Genomic DNA, 17071 nt, shown 5'->3' with positions numbered 1-17071 from the left:
ACGGTCAATTATGTCTCTACGGATCTTGCATCACCTTCTGCTCCCCCTCTGTGCACTCTCTGCGCTGCTCCCTTTTGGCAGCCAGGCGCTGACTATCGGAACGGGCCCGCTCAACGGGGTCTACTACCCGACCGGTGGCGCCATCTGCCGGGTGCTCAATGCCGACCATGCCCTCCATGGGGACAGCTGCACCGTGCAGAGCACCCGCGGCTCGATGGCCAACCTCAAGGCGCTCGGCAAAGGGGACGTGCAGCTGGCGCTGGTGCAGTCCGATATATTGCACCACGCCCTGCACGGCACCGGTCCCTTCAGCGGGCAGGGGACCAACAATGAGCTGCGCAGCCTGTTTCGCCTCTATCAGGAATCGTTAACCCTGCTGGCCGCCCCCAATAGCGGCATCACCACCCTGGCAGATATCGAAGGGAAGCGGGTCTATCCGGGCAACAAGGGCGCCGGTGAGCAGATCACCAGTCAGGCCCTGATGGCAGCCATGGGATGGCAACCCGGGCAGTTTGCTGCCTATGAGCTCAAATCGGACAGCGAACCGCTGGAAGGGCTGTGCGATGGCTCGCTGGATGCCGCTTTTGTGGTAGCCGGTCACCCCAGTCTGGCAGTCGGCGATCTGATCAGCCGCTGCAAAGTGCGCCTCATCCCTATCGAAGGGGAGCAGATCGACACGCTGCTCAAGAAACACCCCTACTACCAGCGCAGCCGCATCGCCGCCAACCTCTATCCGGGGCAGACCACCGCCATCAACAATATCGGAATGAGTGCCGAACTGGTGGCGCTGGCCAGCCTGCCGGACCCCATCGTCCGTACCGTGCGCGATACCCTGCTGGCCCGGTTCAAGCAGTTCAGCCGGCTGCACCCCGCCCTGAGCAAGGTGACCCCCGAGCAGTTGCAGGCGCAAACCGAGCTGCCCCTCCATGCGGGGATGTCGGATCAACCGCCAGCCCCCTTGCCACTGACCCCCGAGCAGTTAACTGCGGAACAGCTGACACCAGAGCCGTTAACACCAGCACCATCGACCTCGGAGGCGGCACCAACGGCAGAACAGGTGAGTGCCGCCGACAGGACGACTGCCCCCCTTGAAGCGCCCTCTGACGCGACCGCCACCAGCAGTGCCGCAGTGGCAACAGAAGCCACAGAGGTTAATCCCTTGCCTGAAGAGGCGCTCGAGATCACCCCCGAGCTCACTGCCACGCCGACCACCGATGATGAGAGCGTGTCCCCTTCGGCCGCAGCGTCAACGGTTCCATCACCATCGGCTGCCGTGTCGACTCAGTTGCCACAGAGCACCTCTGCGGCCACTTCGCCGCAAGAGCAGGCAACCCAGCCTGCCAGCAGTGCGGTTGCTGACGAAACCCCACCGCAGGATAAAACCGACACCCCTCCCGCCCCTGCCACCAGCGCAGCCACTCAGCTGCAGCCCTGAGTGGTCAGCGCCCACAAATGCATCAGGGCAGCTTAGGCTGCCCTGATTGTTGATATGCGCTCGATAGTGGCGAGTCACCCTGATTGGCCTGCTCACCTTGCCGTCCGCTAAAGCTCCATCCCCCGAGTCAGATAGGGGTTGGGCTTCTGGATCTCCTCCTCCACCCAATGCAGCAACTGCTTGATGGCCCGCGACAACACCTGATTCTGACGCACCACATAACCCAGACTGGTACCGGGAAAGTCGCCGAGGCTGGTGACCGGCGCGGTGAGGTTGAGGCGCGGATGCAGAGAGAAATCCGGCACGATGGCGACACCAAAGCCCGCCTCGGCCCAATCGAGCTGGGCGTCGACGCTGCCCACCTCCATGATGCGGCAGGGGGGCAAGGCCAGCAGCGGCAGGGACGGGTCGATCAGCGCCCGGGTGCGGGTGTCGTGACCGAGCAGGATCAGGGTCGGCTCGTCGAGGGGGTCGCTCTCTCCCGCCACCGCCCGCGCCTGCCAGCGGGCAAGGCCGTGGCCCAGCGCGCACCAGGTCACCTGTTGCAACTCGGTATAGAAGAGCGGTTCGCTGCGCTTTTGCGCCATGACAAAACCCAGATCCGCCTTGCCCGCCTTGACCAGCTCGGCAGCCTGATCCGAAGTGGTGTTGAACAGGGTGAGGTCGATGCCGGGAAACTCCCGCTTGAAGCGCTGGAACGGCTGGATCAGCAGCAGGCGGGAGATGATGTCGCTGGCGGCGATGGCCAGCGTCCCCTGACTCAGCTGGTTGAGGGCATTGAGATCGGACTGGCAGAGCTGCAACTCGGCAATGGTGCGCTCGGCGCTTTGCAGCAGCCGCTCCCCCGCCTGCGTCAGGCGAAACGGGCTGCGCTCGATCAGCCTCACCCGGGTCGCCTGCTCCAGCCGCTTGATATGCAGGCTGACATTGGGCTGGGTCATGTGCAGCTCGGTGGCTGTCTGGCCAAAATGTTGCAATCGGGCCAGGGTGACAAAGGTTTGCAACCAGTGAATATCCAGCATAAGAGTCCCTCAACCCGCAATGTGCGGGGCTTGCCAGGCAAAATCGGACGGTTTGCCGCTTAATTGGCCATAATTATATGGTTCTCTTATCGGAATTATAAAGATAATTAATTTTTCTAATCCGCATCAGGCTCCTAGGATGGACGCCTAACGTCTTAGGAGAAAGAGTCATGTCGTCTATCGTAGTCGTAGGTGCTAACTGGGGTGATGAAGGCAAAGGCCGCATCGTGGATTATCTGGCAGGTCAAGCTGGCGCCAGCATTCGCTTCCAGGGCGGCAACAACGCTGGCCACACCGTGGTCAACGACCTTGGCACCTTCAAGCTGCACCAGGTTCCGAGTGGCGTATTCAACCCGGATTGCCTGGTTGTCCTCGGCCCGGGCATGGTGATCAGCCCCGAGAAACTGACCGTCGAGCTCGACGAAGTCAAAGCCTCCGGCGTGACTCCGAAGCTGGCCATCTCTGACCGCGCTACCCTCTGCCTGCCGCTGCACGCACTGGAAGATACCCTGGAAGAGCAACGTCTGGGTGACGGCGCCTATGGCTCCACCCGTCAGGGCATCGCTCCTGCCTACGGCGATCGCGTGATGAAGAAAGCGATCCTGGTCGGCTGGCTGAAACAGCCGGACGTGCTGGTCGAGCGCATCCAGTTCATGCTGGACTGGAAACTGCCGCAGATGAAGGCTATCTACCCCTCCTTCGAATTCACCCAGACTGCCCAGGAGATGGCTGACTGGCTGCTGGAAGTCTCTGCACCGTGGATCGACGCCGTGTGCAACGTCAGCATGCCGCTCAAAGCGCTGCAGGCCGAAGGCAAGACCCTGCTGTTCGAAGCGCAGCTGGGCGCTGGCCGTGACCTGATCTACGGCGAATACCCCTGGGTGACCTCCTCCCACGTATCTGGCGCCTACGCCGGTATCGGTGGCGGTCTGCCGGGTCTGCGTCCGGAGCGCGTCATCGCTGTGGCCAAGGCATTCAGCTCCTCTGTCGGTACCGGCACCCTGCTGACCGCCATGGAGAACCAGGACGAGTTCCGCAAGATCACCAACGAGTTCGGCGCTACCACTGGCCGTCCTCGTGATGTCGGCTACTTCGACGCTGTCGCCACCAAGAACGGTGTCGAGCTGCAAGCCGCCACCGAAGTGGCCCTGACCAAGCTGGACTGCCTGACCGGTCTGCCGGATCTGAAGATCTGCGTGGCCTACGAAGGTGCCCACACCGAGAACCCGATTTGGCCGCAAACTGCAGCCCTGAAGCCGGTTTACGAGCAGATGGAAAGCTGGAGCGAAGACATCACCGGTTGCCGCACCTTCGAAGAGCTGCCGCGCGCTGCCCAGCAGTACGTGCTGCGTATCGAAGAGCTGCTCGGCGTACCGGTTCCGATGGTTTCCGTCGGCCCGGGCCGTGACGAGATGATCCTGCGCTAAGCCGCATTTCTCATCGTCAAACAAAAAACCGGCATCCCTGATGCCGGTTTTTTTATGGCTGCCGTTTACCTTCTTGCCATAAAACCACCCAAAGGCTCAATTAACTCACCAATCGACCTCACATTGAGCAGTTCTGCAATAACATTCTACCCTGCCCTCGTTAAAGTGAACCCGTTACCACACGAGGAGTCACCCGATGAAATTGCTCAAACAGAGTGCCCTGTTGCCACTGCTCTGCCTGACGGCCATGCCAGCCTTTGCCATGACCCTGAAGAGCACGGACATTCACGAAGGCCAGTTGATGGACAAACAGTTCAGCTTCAACGGCTTTGGCTGCAGCGGCGACAACCACTCGCCCCAGCTGAGTTGGCAAGATCTGCCGGCAGGCACCAAGAGTGTTGCCATCACCGCCTATGACCCCGATGCCCCCACCGGCAGCGGTTGGTGGCACTGGCTGGTGGTGAACCTGCCTGCCACCCAGAGCGAGCTGTCCAGCAATGCCTCCGGCAAGCTCAAGCAGGGGTTGGAGATCCGCACCGACTTTGGCAGCCAGGGTTACGGCGGCCCCTGCCCGCCCGCTGGTCACGGCATGCACCGCTATCAGTTCACCGCCTGGGCCCTGCCCCATGATCTCGAGGTAAAGGCTGATACCCCGCCCGCTATGGTAGGCTACATGCTCAATAGCATGGCGCTCGGCAAGGCCACCCTGACCGCCACCTTCGTCACTCCCTAGGAGCCAACCGGATGAGCACTCCCCTGCTGCAACAGAGCCACTATCTCGGGATCCGCCAGCAGCCCCTGCATCGGGTGCTCATCTATGCCCCAACCCTCATCTGGGTCACCCAGGGGAGCAAGCAACTATGGTGGCGCGAGCGGCGTCTGTCGTTTGACAGGGAGCGGTGGCTGCTGATCCCGGCAGGCCACCAGCTCACCTTCGTCAATCAGCCGGAGCAGGGCAAGTTTCGCTCCCACGCCATCACGCTGCTCACTCCGCCGCCACCAGAATGGCTGGCCGAGTCAGCCCCTTCCCACGCCGATCTGGAGGAACCCGCTGTCAAGGTCACCCCCGGGCTCGCCTTCTGCTTTGAGCTCATCAGCACCATGGCCGAACGGGGACTGAGCGAGGCGACCCAGGCCGAACTGCTGCGCGGCTTCTATGCCGAACTGCGGGCCGCCAACGCCCTCGGGTTACTCTTTCCCGCCAGCACCATGACCCTCGCAGAGCGGCTGGCACGCTACCTGGCGGTGGAACCCGGCATCGACCACACCCTGGAGGCGGTGGCCCCCCACTTCTCCATGAGCCGCGCCTCCATGGTGCGCAAGCTGGCCGCCGAAGGTCGCAGCTTTCGCCAGTTGCTGGCTCAGGTACGCATGAACCACGCCCTCAACCTGTTGCAGCAGGGCCTGACCCCGCTGGAGGTCGCCCTCGCCTGCGGTTATGACTCCCCAAGCCGCTTTGCCGCCCGCTTCAAACAGGAGTTCGGCCTGACGCCCCACCAATACCTGCACACCTGCCCTGCCAGATTGGCGAGCAACGAAAAGTAAAATATTACTTAAAGACCATTCTATGTAACCTGATGTAACCCGGTGATCCCGCTCACATTGCCGTCTCTTCAGAGTGTGATCTCGCGCCAGCGCTCCCTTTCCCCTTGCCATACAATGGCTACCGAACACCTTTTCACTAAAAATAAGCGTAAAAAATCTTCCTTTTAACCTACATAAACGGAATTGGAGCGAGAAATGTTTCGTAAAACTTTACTCTCGATAGCCCTAGGCACCGCCCTGTTCGGACTGACCGCCTGCAACGATAACCAGACAGAGAGCAGCACAGTCGCCAAACCGGAGCAGGCCATCCAGTACAAGGACGTGATCGACCGTCGGGGAACTCCGACCCAATTCCGCGACTTTGACAGCTACTCCAACCTCAAATACAACCCACTGCTCGATCTGGGGGCATGGCACGGTTTCCTGCTGCCTGCGAGCGACAAGGAGTGGGGGGGCTTTACCGGCCCCATGGTCATCTCCGAGGAGTACAGCCTCTTCTTTGCCAGCGAGCTGGACAAGCTCACCCTCAGCGATGCGAGCGGGCGCCCGTTCCCGCTCACCAGCGCCCGCAAGCAGGAGGTGTACGCCATTCCCGGTGCACTGGTGCAACGCTTCGAGTTCGAGCCCTTTACGCTGGAGCTGGAGCTGCGTTATGGCGATGCCCGTACCGCTCTTATCCGCACCCGACTCATCAACCAGACCGATGCACCGCTCACCCTCAACCTCAACTGGCAGGGCGAGTTGCTCAATCAATGGGATGCCAAGGATACGATTGCCAGCAAATATCCAGGCTGGACACGCACCATCAGCGAGAGCGACAAAGGAATCGAATTCCAGTTCGGTAAACTGCGCAGCACCTGGAACATCATGCAGAGCGGCAGCGCCCGCTATCGAATCGACCGCACCCTGCCAAGTCGCACCACCCTCGACCAGAAGACACTGGGCTACCAAAGCGACGCCAGCATTACCCTGGCCGCCAAGGGGAGCGAGGATATCTACACCCTGCAGAGCTATCTCCACTCCGCAGATGACGCCAGCCGCCATCAGCAGAGCCGTCAGGCCCTGCTGGCCAACCCGGCCAGCTATTTTGCCGACTCCATCCGCCGCTGGGAGGGCTACCTTGCCAAGGGTCTCTCCAATCAGGGGATCCCCGAGTCGGAGCGTCGCATCGCCGTCAAGGCGATGGAGACCCTCAACGGCAACTGGCGCTCCCCGGCTGGCGCCATCCTCCACGACGGGGTGACCCCCTCCAATACCGCCCGCTGGTTCGACGGCGTCTGGGCCTGGGACAGCTGGAAGCACGCCTATGCCATGGCACACTTCAACCCGGAGGTCGCCAAGAACAACGTGCGCGCCATGTATGACTATCAGGTACATCCGGATGATCCGGTACGACCGCAGGATGCGGGCATGGTGATCGACGCCGTCTTCTACAACAAGCTGGCGGATCGCGGTGGCGATGGCGGCAACTGGAACGAGCGCGACACCAAGCCGCCCCTCTCCGCCTGGGCCATCTGGGAAATCTATAGCGCCACCAAGGACAAGGCCTTTATCGCCGAGATGTATCCCAAGCTGCAGGCCTACCACGACTGGTGGTACCGCGCGCGGGACAACAACCGCAACGGCATCATCGAATATGGCGCAACCAAGCATGTGGAGCACAACGACGAGTACGGCAATATCACCTTCAAGGTGCAGTACTCCAACGGTATTCCCGCCGGGCTGGATCTCTCAAGCTGTACCAGTGAGGGGGATGGCTGGTATGCCTGCGCCGGAATGCCGCTCTATCAACAGGTGTTGAACGTGGGCGGGTACAGCGACATGGATATCGGTGCCCAGCACGGCGCCGGTTGGGAGTCCGGCATGGACAACGCCGCCCGCTTCGGCTTTATCGAACCGGGCCAGCTGCAACGCTATGCCGACAAGACCTATGGCGGAGATTTGGCCAAGGCACGTCAGGACTGGAACGTCGCTTTCTTTGAAAACCATCAGGACAATGGCGATTTGATCGGTTTCTCCATCGATCAGGAGTCGGTGGAGCTCAACGCCTTCCTCGCCAAGGAGAAACGCATTCTGGCAGACATGGCCGACCTGCTTGGCAAGCCGGACGACGCGAGCCGCTACCGCGATGGCGCGACCCAGCTGGCTGGTTACATCAACAGTTGCATGTTCGATGAGGCGTCAGGCTTCTATTACGATCGCCAGATTGCTCAGGGGGATGTCGCTGACGGCAACGGCTGCGTCGGCAAATTGCTGACCGCCCGCGGCCGTGGCCCGGAAGGGTGGAGCCCGCTCTGGGCAGAGGTCGCAGACAAGGAGAAAGCGGCGCGGGTGCGTGAGGTGATGCTCAACGCCCAGGAGTTCAACACAAAGATCCCGCTGGGCACAGCCGCACTCACCAACCCGGCCTACGACCCCAATATCTACTGGCGTGGCCGGGTATGGCTCGATCAGTTCTACTTCGGGGTGAAGGGGCTGGAGAACTACGGCTACCGCAGCGATGCCGAAGCACTGGTCAACAAACTGTTCAACAACGCAGAAGGCTTGGCGGGCAGCGGCCCCATCCGCGAAAACTACAATCCGGAGACCGGCGCCATGCAGGGGGCCAGCAACTTCAGCTGGAGCTCGGCCCACCTCTATATGCTCTATCGCAACTTCCTCAAGCCACAGGAATAAGCCTCGAGAGAGGATGCCCCCCTTCGGCTTGATGCATCAGGTGGCCTTGTAGAGTGTTGCCATACTGATTGAGCAAACTGAGCACTCGGGAAATATTGCTCAGGCGCTTGCTGCACCCCCGCAAAAAATGGTGATAGCGGGGGAATAAAAAACAACCCGGCACGAATACCGGGTTGTTTTTTTATCAGAGAGACGAACTCAGCTCTGGCCTTGCAGCGCCTGCTGCAACTCCTCTTCGCTCCAGATGGTAATGCCAAGCTCCTGTGCCTTGGCCAGCTTGGAACCGGCCGCTTCCCCCGCGACCAGCACATCGGTCTTGGCAGATACCGAACCCGCCACCTTGGCCCCCAGCGCCTGCAATGCCGCCTTGGCGTCGTTGCGCGACAAGGTGGTCAGGGTGCCGGTCAGCACGAAGGTCTTGCCGGCAAAGGGTTGCTCCGCGGCCTCTTTCTTCTCGATGGCCGGCCACTGGATGCCGGCAGCCAGCAAGGCTTCCAGCACCTCCACGTTGTGGGGCTGACGCAGGAAGTAGTAGACATGCTTGGCCACCACATCACCCACATCGGCCACTTCGAGCAGTTGCTCCACCGAGGCCGCGCGCAGGGCATCCAGGGTGAGGAAGTGGTTGGCAAGGTTGAGCGCAGTCGCCTCCCCCACTTCACGGATCCCCAGGGCAAACAGGAAGCGCGGCAGGGTGGTACTGCGCGCAGCATCGATAGCAGCCACCAGATTGAGGGCCGATTTTTGCCCCATCCGCTCAAGACCGGCCAGCTGGATGGCATTGAGGCTGAAGAGATCGGCGGGGGTCTTCACCAGCCCCTTGTCCACCAGCTGCTCGACAATCTTGTCGCCAAGGCCGTCCACATCCATGGCACGACGGGCGGCGAAGTGCTTGATCGCCTCCTTGCGCTGCGCCTCGCAGAACAGGCCGCCGGAGCAGCGGGCAACCGCCTCTCCTTCCAGCCGCTCCACCGCAGAGCCACAGACCGGGCACTCGGTCGGGAAGAGAATTTCACGCGCATCAACAGGGCGCTGTGCCTCCACCACGGCCACGATCTGCGGGATCACGTCCCCTGCCCGGCGCACGATCACGGTATCGCCGACCATGACGCCAAGGCGCTCGATCTCGTCGGCGTTGTGCAAAGTGGCATTGGAGACGGTGACGCCGCCAACAAACACAGGTTTGAGCTTGGCCACCGGCGTCACGGCGCCGGTGCGACCAACCTGAAACTCGACGTTCTCAAGCTCTGTCATCTCCTCCTGCGCCGGGAACTTGTGGGCGGTCGCCCAGCGCGGGGCGCGGGCCACAAAGCCCAGCTCCTCTTGCAGAGCGATAGCATCCACCTTGTAGACCACGCCGTCGATCTCGTAAGGGAGCTCGCCACGGCGGGCCAGAATGTCGTCGTGGAACGCCTGACAACCGGCTGCCCCCTCTTTGAGCTTCACCTCGGGACTGAGCGGCAGCCCCCACTCCTTGAGCTGGGTGAGACGGCCAAAGTGGGAGTCGCCCAGTTGCTCGCCGCCAACACCGACACCGTAAGCGTAAAAGCTCAGGGGACGGCTGGCGGTGATACGTGAATCGAGCTGACGCAGGCTGCCGGCGGCGGCGTTGCGCGGGTTGACGAACACCTTCTCGCCTGCGGCCAGCGCCTTGGCGTTCATCGCCTCGAAACCGGCCTTGGGCATAAAGACTTCGCCACGCACCTCCAGCCGATCGGGCCAGCCAGAGCCCCGCAATGCGAGCGGAATGGCCTTGATGGTGCGCACGTTCTCGGTGATCTCCTCACCGGTGGCGCCATCACCCCGGGTGGCCGCCTGCACCAGCTGACCATTTACATAGAGCAGGCTCACCGCCAGACCATCGAGCTTGGGCTCGCAGCAGAAGGTGAAACGCACGTCACGCTTGAGGCGATCGCTCATCCGTTGTTCGAACGCCAGCAACTCTTCGCTGCTAAAGACGTTATCCAGACTCAGCATGGGGATCTCGTGGCGCACCTGTTTGAAGGCGGTCAGCGGCTGACCGCCGACCCGCACACTCGGCGAAGTCGGGGTTTTCAGCTCGGGGTGGTCAGCCTCCAGTGCGATCAATTCGCGCATCAGACGGTCGTATTCGGCATCCGGCACTGTAGGGTTATCCAGCACATAGTACTGGTGACCATATTCGGTAAGCAGTTCACACAATTGACGGTGGCGGGAGAGGGTGTCGCTCATGAAAAAGTCTCGAAGTGTGATTGAACATACGGTCGGGGTAGAAACAAAAATGCGGTACCTGGGTACCGCACTTTTTCTTCACTCGACCCGCATGGCGTATTAGTCGCGACTGGCCTCGTAGGCAGCCAGCTCGTGACGGTAACGGGCAATGGTCTCGTCGCTCAGCGGGCTGCGATCCATATCTGTCAGCATTGCATCGAGATCGCTGGCCAGCTGATCGGCAGCCTGCAACATATCCTCGAAGGCAAACGCGGCATTGCTGCGCAGCGGCAGTTGCATGAACAGGGAGACACCCGGCGTGGTGAACTGCTCCATCCGGTACGGATTGAAGGTGCCTGGCTTGACCATGTTGATCATGGAGAAGAGCACTTCACCCTTACCGTTTGGATCTTCGTGACGGTGGAAAATATCCATCTCGCCAAACTTGAAGCCCAGCGCCATCAGGGATGAGAGCAGGGTCGCACCTTGCAAGTCGTGACCCGGACGGCCCATCAGGTTGATGACATAGACATCCTGCCAGATCTTCTCGACCGGCTGGGGCGCCATGCGCGGCTCTTCCACCACAGGAGCAGGTGCCACATAGGCCGGCTCTTCATAAACAGGCTCGGGAGCCACATGACGGGGCTGCGGCTGATATTCCGGCTCGGGAGCACGCACCGGTTCGGCACGAACGGTGTCAGCGGTACGGACTGTCTCTGCACGGGCACCAAAAGTCGGGGCGGTCGCGTAGGCGGGCTCGACCAGCGGCTCGTCGTCCAGCGACTGCATCATGGGCTCGCGCTGGGGACGGGAACGGTAGACCGGGGTACGACGATTGACCTGAGCAGGTTTGCGCACCGGCGCGGCGGGCGCCTCGTCGATCTCCTCGGGCAGCGGTTCATCGAACGCTTCCTCCTCTTCATAGACAGGAGGCGGCGGAACCGGGCGGGCAGCAGGCTTGCGCACTACGGGCGGCGGCAGATCGTCCTCGTCATCTTCATCATCAAAGGCGGGGACGGCAGGGCGACGACCGAGTTCCGGCTGGCGGCTCTCTTCACTGCGCAGCTTGGGCTCGGCACGACGGCCACCACTGACCACGCGTACCTGGCCGATGCCATCGCTGTCGAAGGCGTCGTTATCACGATCCCGCGACTTGGAGTCCATCCGTCCAATCGGTTTCTCTTTGATCGGTGCCTGACGATTCTTTTTGTTGCTCCACAACCCGTGAATGAGCAATGCCGCAATAGCAATACCGCCCAGGGCAACCAAGATGTAACGCAATTCCTGCATTAGCTGCTTCTCTTTCTAGTTTTGCTCAGCCAAAGCGACGGCTTCACCGATATCGACCGACACAATGCGAGAAACCCCGGGCTCTTGCATCGTGACGCCAACCAGCTGCTCAGCCATCTCCATGGAGACCTTATTATGACTGATGTAAACGAACTGTACTGTGCTCGACATCTCTTTGACAAGAGAACAGAAGCGACCGACGTTCACTTCATCGAGCGGTGCATCCACCTCATCCAGCAGACAAAAAGGTGCTGGGTTGAGTCTGAAGATGGCAAAAACCAGCGCAAGCGCGGTTAACGCCTTCTCCCCCCCGGAAAGCAGGGCAATGGTAGCATTCTTCTTACCCGGAGGTCTCGCCATGATGCTCACTCCGGCCTCCAAAAGATCATCGGAGGTAAGCTCAAGCCAGGCACTGCCCCCACCGAACACTTTCGGAAACAGGGATTTTAAATCTTCGTTGACCTTATCGAAAGTGTCCCGGAACCGTATTTGTGTCTCTTTATCAATTCTTTTAATGGCTTGGCTCAAGGTTTCCAGCGCTTGCTCGAGATCCTGGCACTGATTTTCAAGATAGGTTGCCCGGGTTTTCGCCTCTTCGTACTCCTCCAGCGCCGCCAGGTTGATGGCGCCGAGCGCCTCCACTTGCGCCTCCAGAGTCTGGATCTCCTGCCGCAGCTTGCCACGATCAGCGGCGATCAACACCGCCTGATCGAGATCCACCAGTCGAACCCCCAGCTCTTCAAACTGCTCGTGCAGCCCCTGTCGACGGGTGAGGTTGCGTTCGCGCTCAAGGCGCAGGGTTGCCAGCTTCTCTTGCAACGTCACCAACTGCTTGTGATCGGCACTTCTGGCCTGCTCCAGCTCACCGAGCTGGCGCTCCAGCTCCGCAAGCCGTTGATGGCAGGCGAGCTGCTGCGCCTCCAGATTGCGCTGCTCGGCCAGCAGGGGCGCCAGATCCGGCACTGCCTCGCTATCCGGCCCTTTCAGCCCGGCCAGCTCCAGCCCAAGCCTCGCCAGCTCCTCTTCGCCCAGGGTTATGAGTTGGCGCAGATTGCCCAACTCCAGTTGCAAACGCTGGCAGGCCGCTTGTTGCTGCTCGCGGCGCGCACGGGCCTCGTCGACCGCCCGCTCGCAGCGGGTCAGCAGCTCCTGAGCGAGCTGCAACCCTTGCTTCAGCGGCTCCCCCTGCACCTGCAACTCGGCAAGGCGTGCCTCATCGAGTTCCAGTTGTTCACGGGCGCAGGCCAGTCGCTCTGCCTCTTCGGCCTGCTCCTGATCGAGCCGGATCAGCTCTTCGCCGAGCTGACCGAGCCGCTGCAACCGCTCCTGCCGCTGACCCTGTTGCAGACTCCAGGCTTCGCGCAGTTGTTGCCATTTCTGCTCTTGCTCGCGCAAGGTTCGCTGCGACAACTCCTGCGCACTGGCAAGCTGGGCACGCCGGGCATCGGCAGCCACAAGTTGCTCGCTCAGCTGTGCCAGCCCAGCGGCAACCTTCTCCTGCTCGGTATGCAACCGCTCACGCTCACCCAGCAGCGCCATGGTGCCGAGCGCCGCGCCCTGTCCCAAATCGGCCCAGTTTGGCCCCAGCCAGTCGCCAGCAGGAGTCAGTACCGACTCACCGGCTGCAAGGCTTGGCTGGCGGATCAATGCGGCCTCCCGGCTCTCCACCAGCCAGATGGCGTTGAGGAAGGCGGGAATGTGCTCGCCGCCCAGTTGCGCCGCCAGCGTACCGGCAACCGCCGGTTGCGCCGGGCCAATCCAGAGCCCCTCTTGCGCCAGATTGCACTCGTCCGCCGGCATTGCGGTGAGCCAGCGACCCAGCACCTTGTCGAGCGCCGGTGCCCACTCGGGGGCAACCTGCAACCGGTCGGCCAGGGTTGCACCCTCCATCTGCTCGCCGAGGATCTGATCCAGGGTCGCCAGCCGCGCCTCCAGCTCCCGTTGCAGGCTCAACTGCTGGCCATGCTGCTGCTTGAGTTGTTCATGGGTGTCGACCGCCTGCGCCAGCTGCTCGGTCAGCTCGCCATTGGCCGCCCGCGTCAGCTCCAGCTCACCACTCAGGGCATCGAGGGCCGGTTGCAGATCGTCGGCCTCTGTACCGAGGGGGCCAGCGCGTTCATCTTCCAGCTTGAGGCGGGCCAGCCGGGTCTTGGCTTGCAGCTCCTGCAGGCCACCCAACCGGGTGCGGGTCTGGTTGAGCTGCCCCTGCAACCCGGCCAACTGTTGCTGCCACTGCTGCTGGCGCAAGCGAGCCTGTTCCAGCTGCTCGCTGGCGTGCTGGCGGGCCTCCTGCTGCTCGGTGAACAACTGCTCACACTGCTCCAGCCGGGCACTCTCCTGCTCGGCGCGCAATACCCCTTCGGTCAGTTGATCCTGCTGGCTGGCAAGCTGAGCCTTGCGGGTGGCGATCCGCTCGCCCAGCGCCTCTGCACGGGCCTGCCAGTCGCGCCCCAGTTCACTCTGGTGCAATTGCTGTTGCTCGAGACGGGCGATGGCCTGCCCGCCGAGAAAAATCTGTTGCTGACGGCTCGCCTGCTCGGCTTGCGCCTCTTGTCTGGCGACCGACAGGGTGACGTGGCGCCCCTCATCGGCGGTGCGCTTGGCATCGAGCGCCGCCAGCGCCTGCTCGGCTTGCGCCAGTTCGGTTTTGGCCTCGCCAAGGCGCGTCTCCAGCGCCCACAACTCGGAGCCAATCAGCTCGGCGCGAGCTGCGCGCGAACGACTCTTGAGCTGTTTGTAGCGCTCGGCGGTCTCGGCCTGGGCTTTGAGGTGGTCAAGGCGCGAGCCCAGCTCGCCGCGAATATCGCCGAGGCGCTCCAGGTTCTCCTGGGTGTGACGAATGCGCTGTTCGGTCTCGCGGCGCCGCTCCTTGTAGCGGGAAACCCCGGCGGCCTCTTCCATAAAGAGCTTGAGATCGGCCGGACGTGACTCCACCAGTCGGCTGACAGTGCCCTGCTCGATGATGGCGTAGCTGCGGGGGCCAAGACCGGTGCCGAGGAAGAGGTCGGTCACATCCTTGCGGCGGCACTTCTGGCCGTTGATCTGATAGTGGTTGGAGCCGTCGCGCAGCACTTCGCGGCGCACCGAGATCTCGGTAAAGCGGCCGAACTCGCCGGGCACCCGGTTGTGGGGATTGTCGAACACCAGCTCGACCGAGGCGCGCCCGTGCGCACTGCGATTGATGGAGCCGTTGAAGATGACATCGGTCATGTTCTCGCCGCGCAGATGGCGGGCGGAGCTCTCCCCCAGCACCCAGCGCACCGCGTCGATGACGTTGGATTTGCCACAGCCGTTGGGGCCCACCACGGCGGTCATGTCTGCCGACAGTTCGATGCGGGTCGGCTCGACGAACGACTTGAAGCCGGCGAGTTTGATCAGTTTCAGACGCATGGCGACCTGTATCAGTGGCTAAATAATGAGGAGGCGGGCAGGCGATTTTACCAAATCCAGACCCGGCTTTGTTTGTAATATGCAGGCATCATCCCCATTCAATGCCCGATTTTCAGTCGCCACGGCACGAAATAAGGAATAGTCGGCGACTTTACCAAATCAAAGGCTTGTTTGTAATATGCTGGCAGTTCTCCCATGCATAGATGGAGCTCACATGAGCCAATCACCCCATATGGTCAAAGATTCAATCAGCGGTGCAGACTACTTTCTGCGCGGTTTTTCCCTTATTCGCCAACCGGGCATCCGCACCTTTGTGCTGATCCCCCTGCTGGTCAACTTCGTGCTGTTTGCCGGGGCCTTCTATGCCCTGCTGCTGCAACTGGACGGCCTGTTCGCCTGGCTCCATCAGCAGATCCCCGCCTGGCTCGACTGGCTGGACTATCTGCTGTGGCCCATCGCCCTCATCACCATCCTGGTGGTCTTCTCCTTTATCTTCAGCTCGGTTGCCAACTGGGTAGCAGCCCCCTTCAACGGCCTGCTGGCGGAGAAGGTGGAGCAGATCCTCACCGGCCAGCCCGCCAATGACAGTGGCATGCTGGATATCGTCAAGGATGTGCCACGTACCTTCGGCCGCGAATGGACCAAGCTGAAGTATTACCTGCCCAAGGCTATCGGTTGCCTGATCCTGTTTCTGATCCCGGTGGTGGGCCAGACCCTGGCGCCTGTGCTCTGGTTCCTGTTCAGCGCCTGGATGATGGCGATCCAGTATGTGGATTATCCGTTCGACAACCACAAGATCGACTTCATCACCATGCGTGACGCCTTGAAGCAACGCCGTGGCAAGTGCCTCAGCTTCGGCGCTTTGGTGACCCTCTTCTCCGCCATTCCGGTGGTGAACCTCTTCGTGATGCCGGTCGCCATCTGTGGCGCCACCGCCATGTGGGTCGATCACTACCGGCAGGAGCAGTTGGGGCGCTAACCCTTGAACATTGATTAGAAAAAGGCACCCGAAACGGTGCCTTTTTCACATTTAGCATGAATTAAATTAATGCATGCATTCGATAGCTTGTCCCATATGACACGAGTTGGTAGGATTCTGGCCTTTCTCGTTCCCTGGGATATCTCATGTTACATGCACTCTTCTTGGTTGGCCTGGTGGCCGAAGGGATGACCGGCGCGCTGGCCGCGGGTCGGCGACGGATGGATCTGTTTGGTGTGGTGATCATCGCCTCGGCGACGGCCATCGGTGGTGGCACCATTCGCGATGTGCTGCTGGGCCACTATCCGCTGCTCTGGATTGAACATCCGGAATACGTGCTGCTGGTTGCCGCAGCCGCGATGGCGGGTGTGGTCTCCGCCCCCCTGATGCGCTACCTCGGCAAGCTGTTCATGGCCCTTGATGCCCTGGGACTGGTGGTCTTCTCCATCTTCGGTGCGGCCCGGGCGCTGGATATGGGCCACGGCGCCGGTATTGCCTGCATCATGGCGGTGGTGACCGGGGTCTTTGGCGGCGTGCTGCGGGATCTGCTCTGCCAGCGGATTCCACTGGTATTTCGTCGCGAGCTCTATGCAGCCATTTCGCTGATCACCGCAGCCCTCTACTGTCTGGCGCTGGATCAGGGCTTGCCGACCAACTGGGCCGCGTTCGGTTCCATCGGGATCGGCTTTGTACTGCGGCTGCTGGCGGTTCGCTTCAAGTGGGGTCTGCCCACCTTCGACTATCAGTACGCGACCCACTGAGTACGCCAGCTTCTGGCGAGGCGGGTTGGATTGCGAGCAACAAAAAAGCGCCCGAGTGGCGCTTTTTTCATGGACGGTCTGCGACTCAGTTAATCCCTTCCGAGCTGAAGAAGGTCGCCTTGTCGGCGATAAAGCGGATCTTGATGTTCTTCCCTTCCCCGCCCCAGAGGCAGCTCGTAGTGCCCAGCGCATCATCACAGCGCTCCGCCTTGCCCAGAATGGTGCTGGCCTCAGCGTAGCTCATCCCCATCTTCAACTGGTCGTAATTTTCACGGTTGAGCTTGCTGCAACCGGTCAACAACAGGGCGATCAGGCCGCCAATCACTATCTTTTTCATCGCTATCTCCTCTCTGGTG

At 61.4% G+C, this 17071-nt stretch carries 12 protein-coding genes; 7 read left to right on the top strand and 5 right to left on the bottom strand.

Features of this window, described 5'->3' with window-relative positions; all coding sequences use genetic code 11:
- Positions 1–10: 10 nt before the first annotated feature.
- Entirely contained in the window at positions 11–1435 is a 1425-nt protein-coding gene (locus tag G5306_RS09935) for a TAXI family TRAP transporter solute-binding subunit (RefSeq protein ID WP_421312806.1), read from the top strand.
- Between the two features lie 107 nt (positions 1436–1542).
- Here the strand turns inward: G5306_RS09935 and G5306_RS09930 are convergent, their stop codons facing one another.
- Positions 1543–2457, bottom strand: a complete 915-nt coding sequence (locus G5306_RS09930) for a LysR family transcriptional regulator (protein WP_216953092.1) — start codon at positions 2455–2457, stop codon at positions 1543–1545.
- Between the two features lie 170 nt (positions 2458–2627).
- On the opposite strand from G5306_RS09930, the gene G5306_RS09925 reads away from it, so the two are divergent.
- The 4 genes from G5306_RS09925 to ygjK all read left to right on the top strand — a co-directional run bounded on the left by G5306_RS09925 (position 2628) and on the right by ygjK (position 8105).
- Positions 2628–3884 (top strand): adenylosuccinate synthetase, encoded by a 1257-nt coding sequence (locus tag G5306_RS09925; protein WP_005353870.1) that lies wholly within the window; start codon positions 2628–2630, stop codon positions 3882–3884.
- Between the two features lie 196 nt (positions 3885–4080).
- Positions 4081–4617, top strand: coding sequence for a YbhB/YbcL family Raf kinase inhibitor-like protein (locus G5306_RS09920; RefSeq protein WP_421312805.1), 537 nt, complete (start codon positions 4081–4083; stop codon positions 4615–4617).
- Between the two features lie 11 nt (positions 4618–4628).
- Positions 4629–5429 carry a helix-turn-helix transcriptional regulator gene (locus tag G5306_RS09915; RefSeq protein ID WP_421205224.1) on the top strand — a complete coding sequence of 267 codons (801 nt, stop codon included), beginning with the start codon at positions 4629–4631 and terminating at the stop codon, positions 5427–5429.
- Between the two features lie 195 nt (positions 5430–5624).
- A complete protein-coding gene (gene ygjK / locus G5306_RS09910; RefSeq protein ID WP_421312804.1) occupies positions 5625–8105 on the top strand; it encodes an alpha-glucosidase in 2481 nt (826 codons plus the stop codon).
- Positions 8106–8303: 198 nt separating this feature from the next.
- On the opposite strand, the gene ligA is transcribed toward ygjK, so the two are convergent.
- The 3 genes from ligA to G5306_RS09895 all read right to left on the bottom strand — a co-directional run bounded on the left by ligA (position 8304) and on the right by G5306_RS09895 (position 14975).
- A complete protein-coding gene (ligA, locus tag G5306_RS09905; protein ID WP_421312803.1) occupies positions 8304–10316 on the bottom strand; it encodes an NAD-dependent DNA ligase LigA in 2013 nt (670 codons plus the stop codon).
- Between the two features lie 99 nt (positions 10317–10415).
- Complete coding sequence (zipA, locus tag G5306_RS09900) at positions 10416–11585, bottom strand: cell division protein ZipA (RefSeq protein ID WP_040066671.1); 1170 nt, start codon at positions 11583–11585, stop codon at positions 10416–10418.
- A 15-nt stretch (positions 11586–11600) separates the two neighbouring features.
- Entirely contained in the window at positions 11601–14975 is a 3375-nt protein-coding gene (locus G5306_RS09895; protein WP_421312802.1) for an AAA family ATPase, read from the bottom strand.
- Positions 14976–15189: 214 nt separating this feature from the next.
- Between G5306_RS09895 and cysZ the strand changes: the two genes are divergently transcribed.
- On the top strand, positions 15190–15954 hold the full coding sequence (cysZ, locus tag G5306_RS09890) for a sulfate transporter CysZ (RefSeq protein ID WP_005338455.1): 765 nt from the start codon (positions 15190–15192) through the stop codon (positions 15952–15954).
- 146 nt (positions 15955–16100) lie between these two features.
- Complete coding sequence (locus G5306_RS09885) at positions 16101–16715, top strand: trimeric intracellular cation channel family protein (protein WP_335841859.1); 615 nt, start codon at positions 16101–16103, stop codon at positions 16713–16715.
- Positions 16716–16800: 85 nt separating this feature from the next.
- Here G5306_RS09885 and G5306_RS09880 read toward each other — a convergent pair whose 3' ends face one another.
- Positions 16801–17052, bottom strand: coding sequence for a lipoprotein (locus G5306_RS09880; RefSeq protein ID WP_005338457.1), 252 nt, complete (start codon positions 17050–17052; stop codon positions 16801–16803).
- Positions 17053–17071: the final 19 nt, after the last annotated feature.

This window comes from Aeromonas sp. 603404 (assembly GCF_049171775.1).
GTDB classification, from domain to species: Bacteria; Pseudomonadota; Gammaproteobacteria; order Enterobacterales; family Aeromonadaceae; genus Aeromonas; species Aeromonas veronii_A.
Note: the sequence above shows the minus strand (reverse complement) of the source record. Positions and strands in the feature narration are given on the sequence as shown.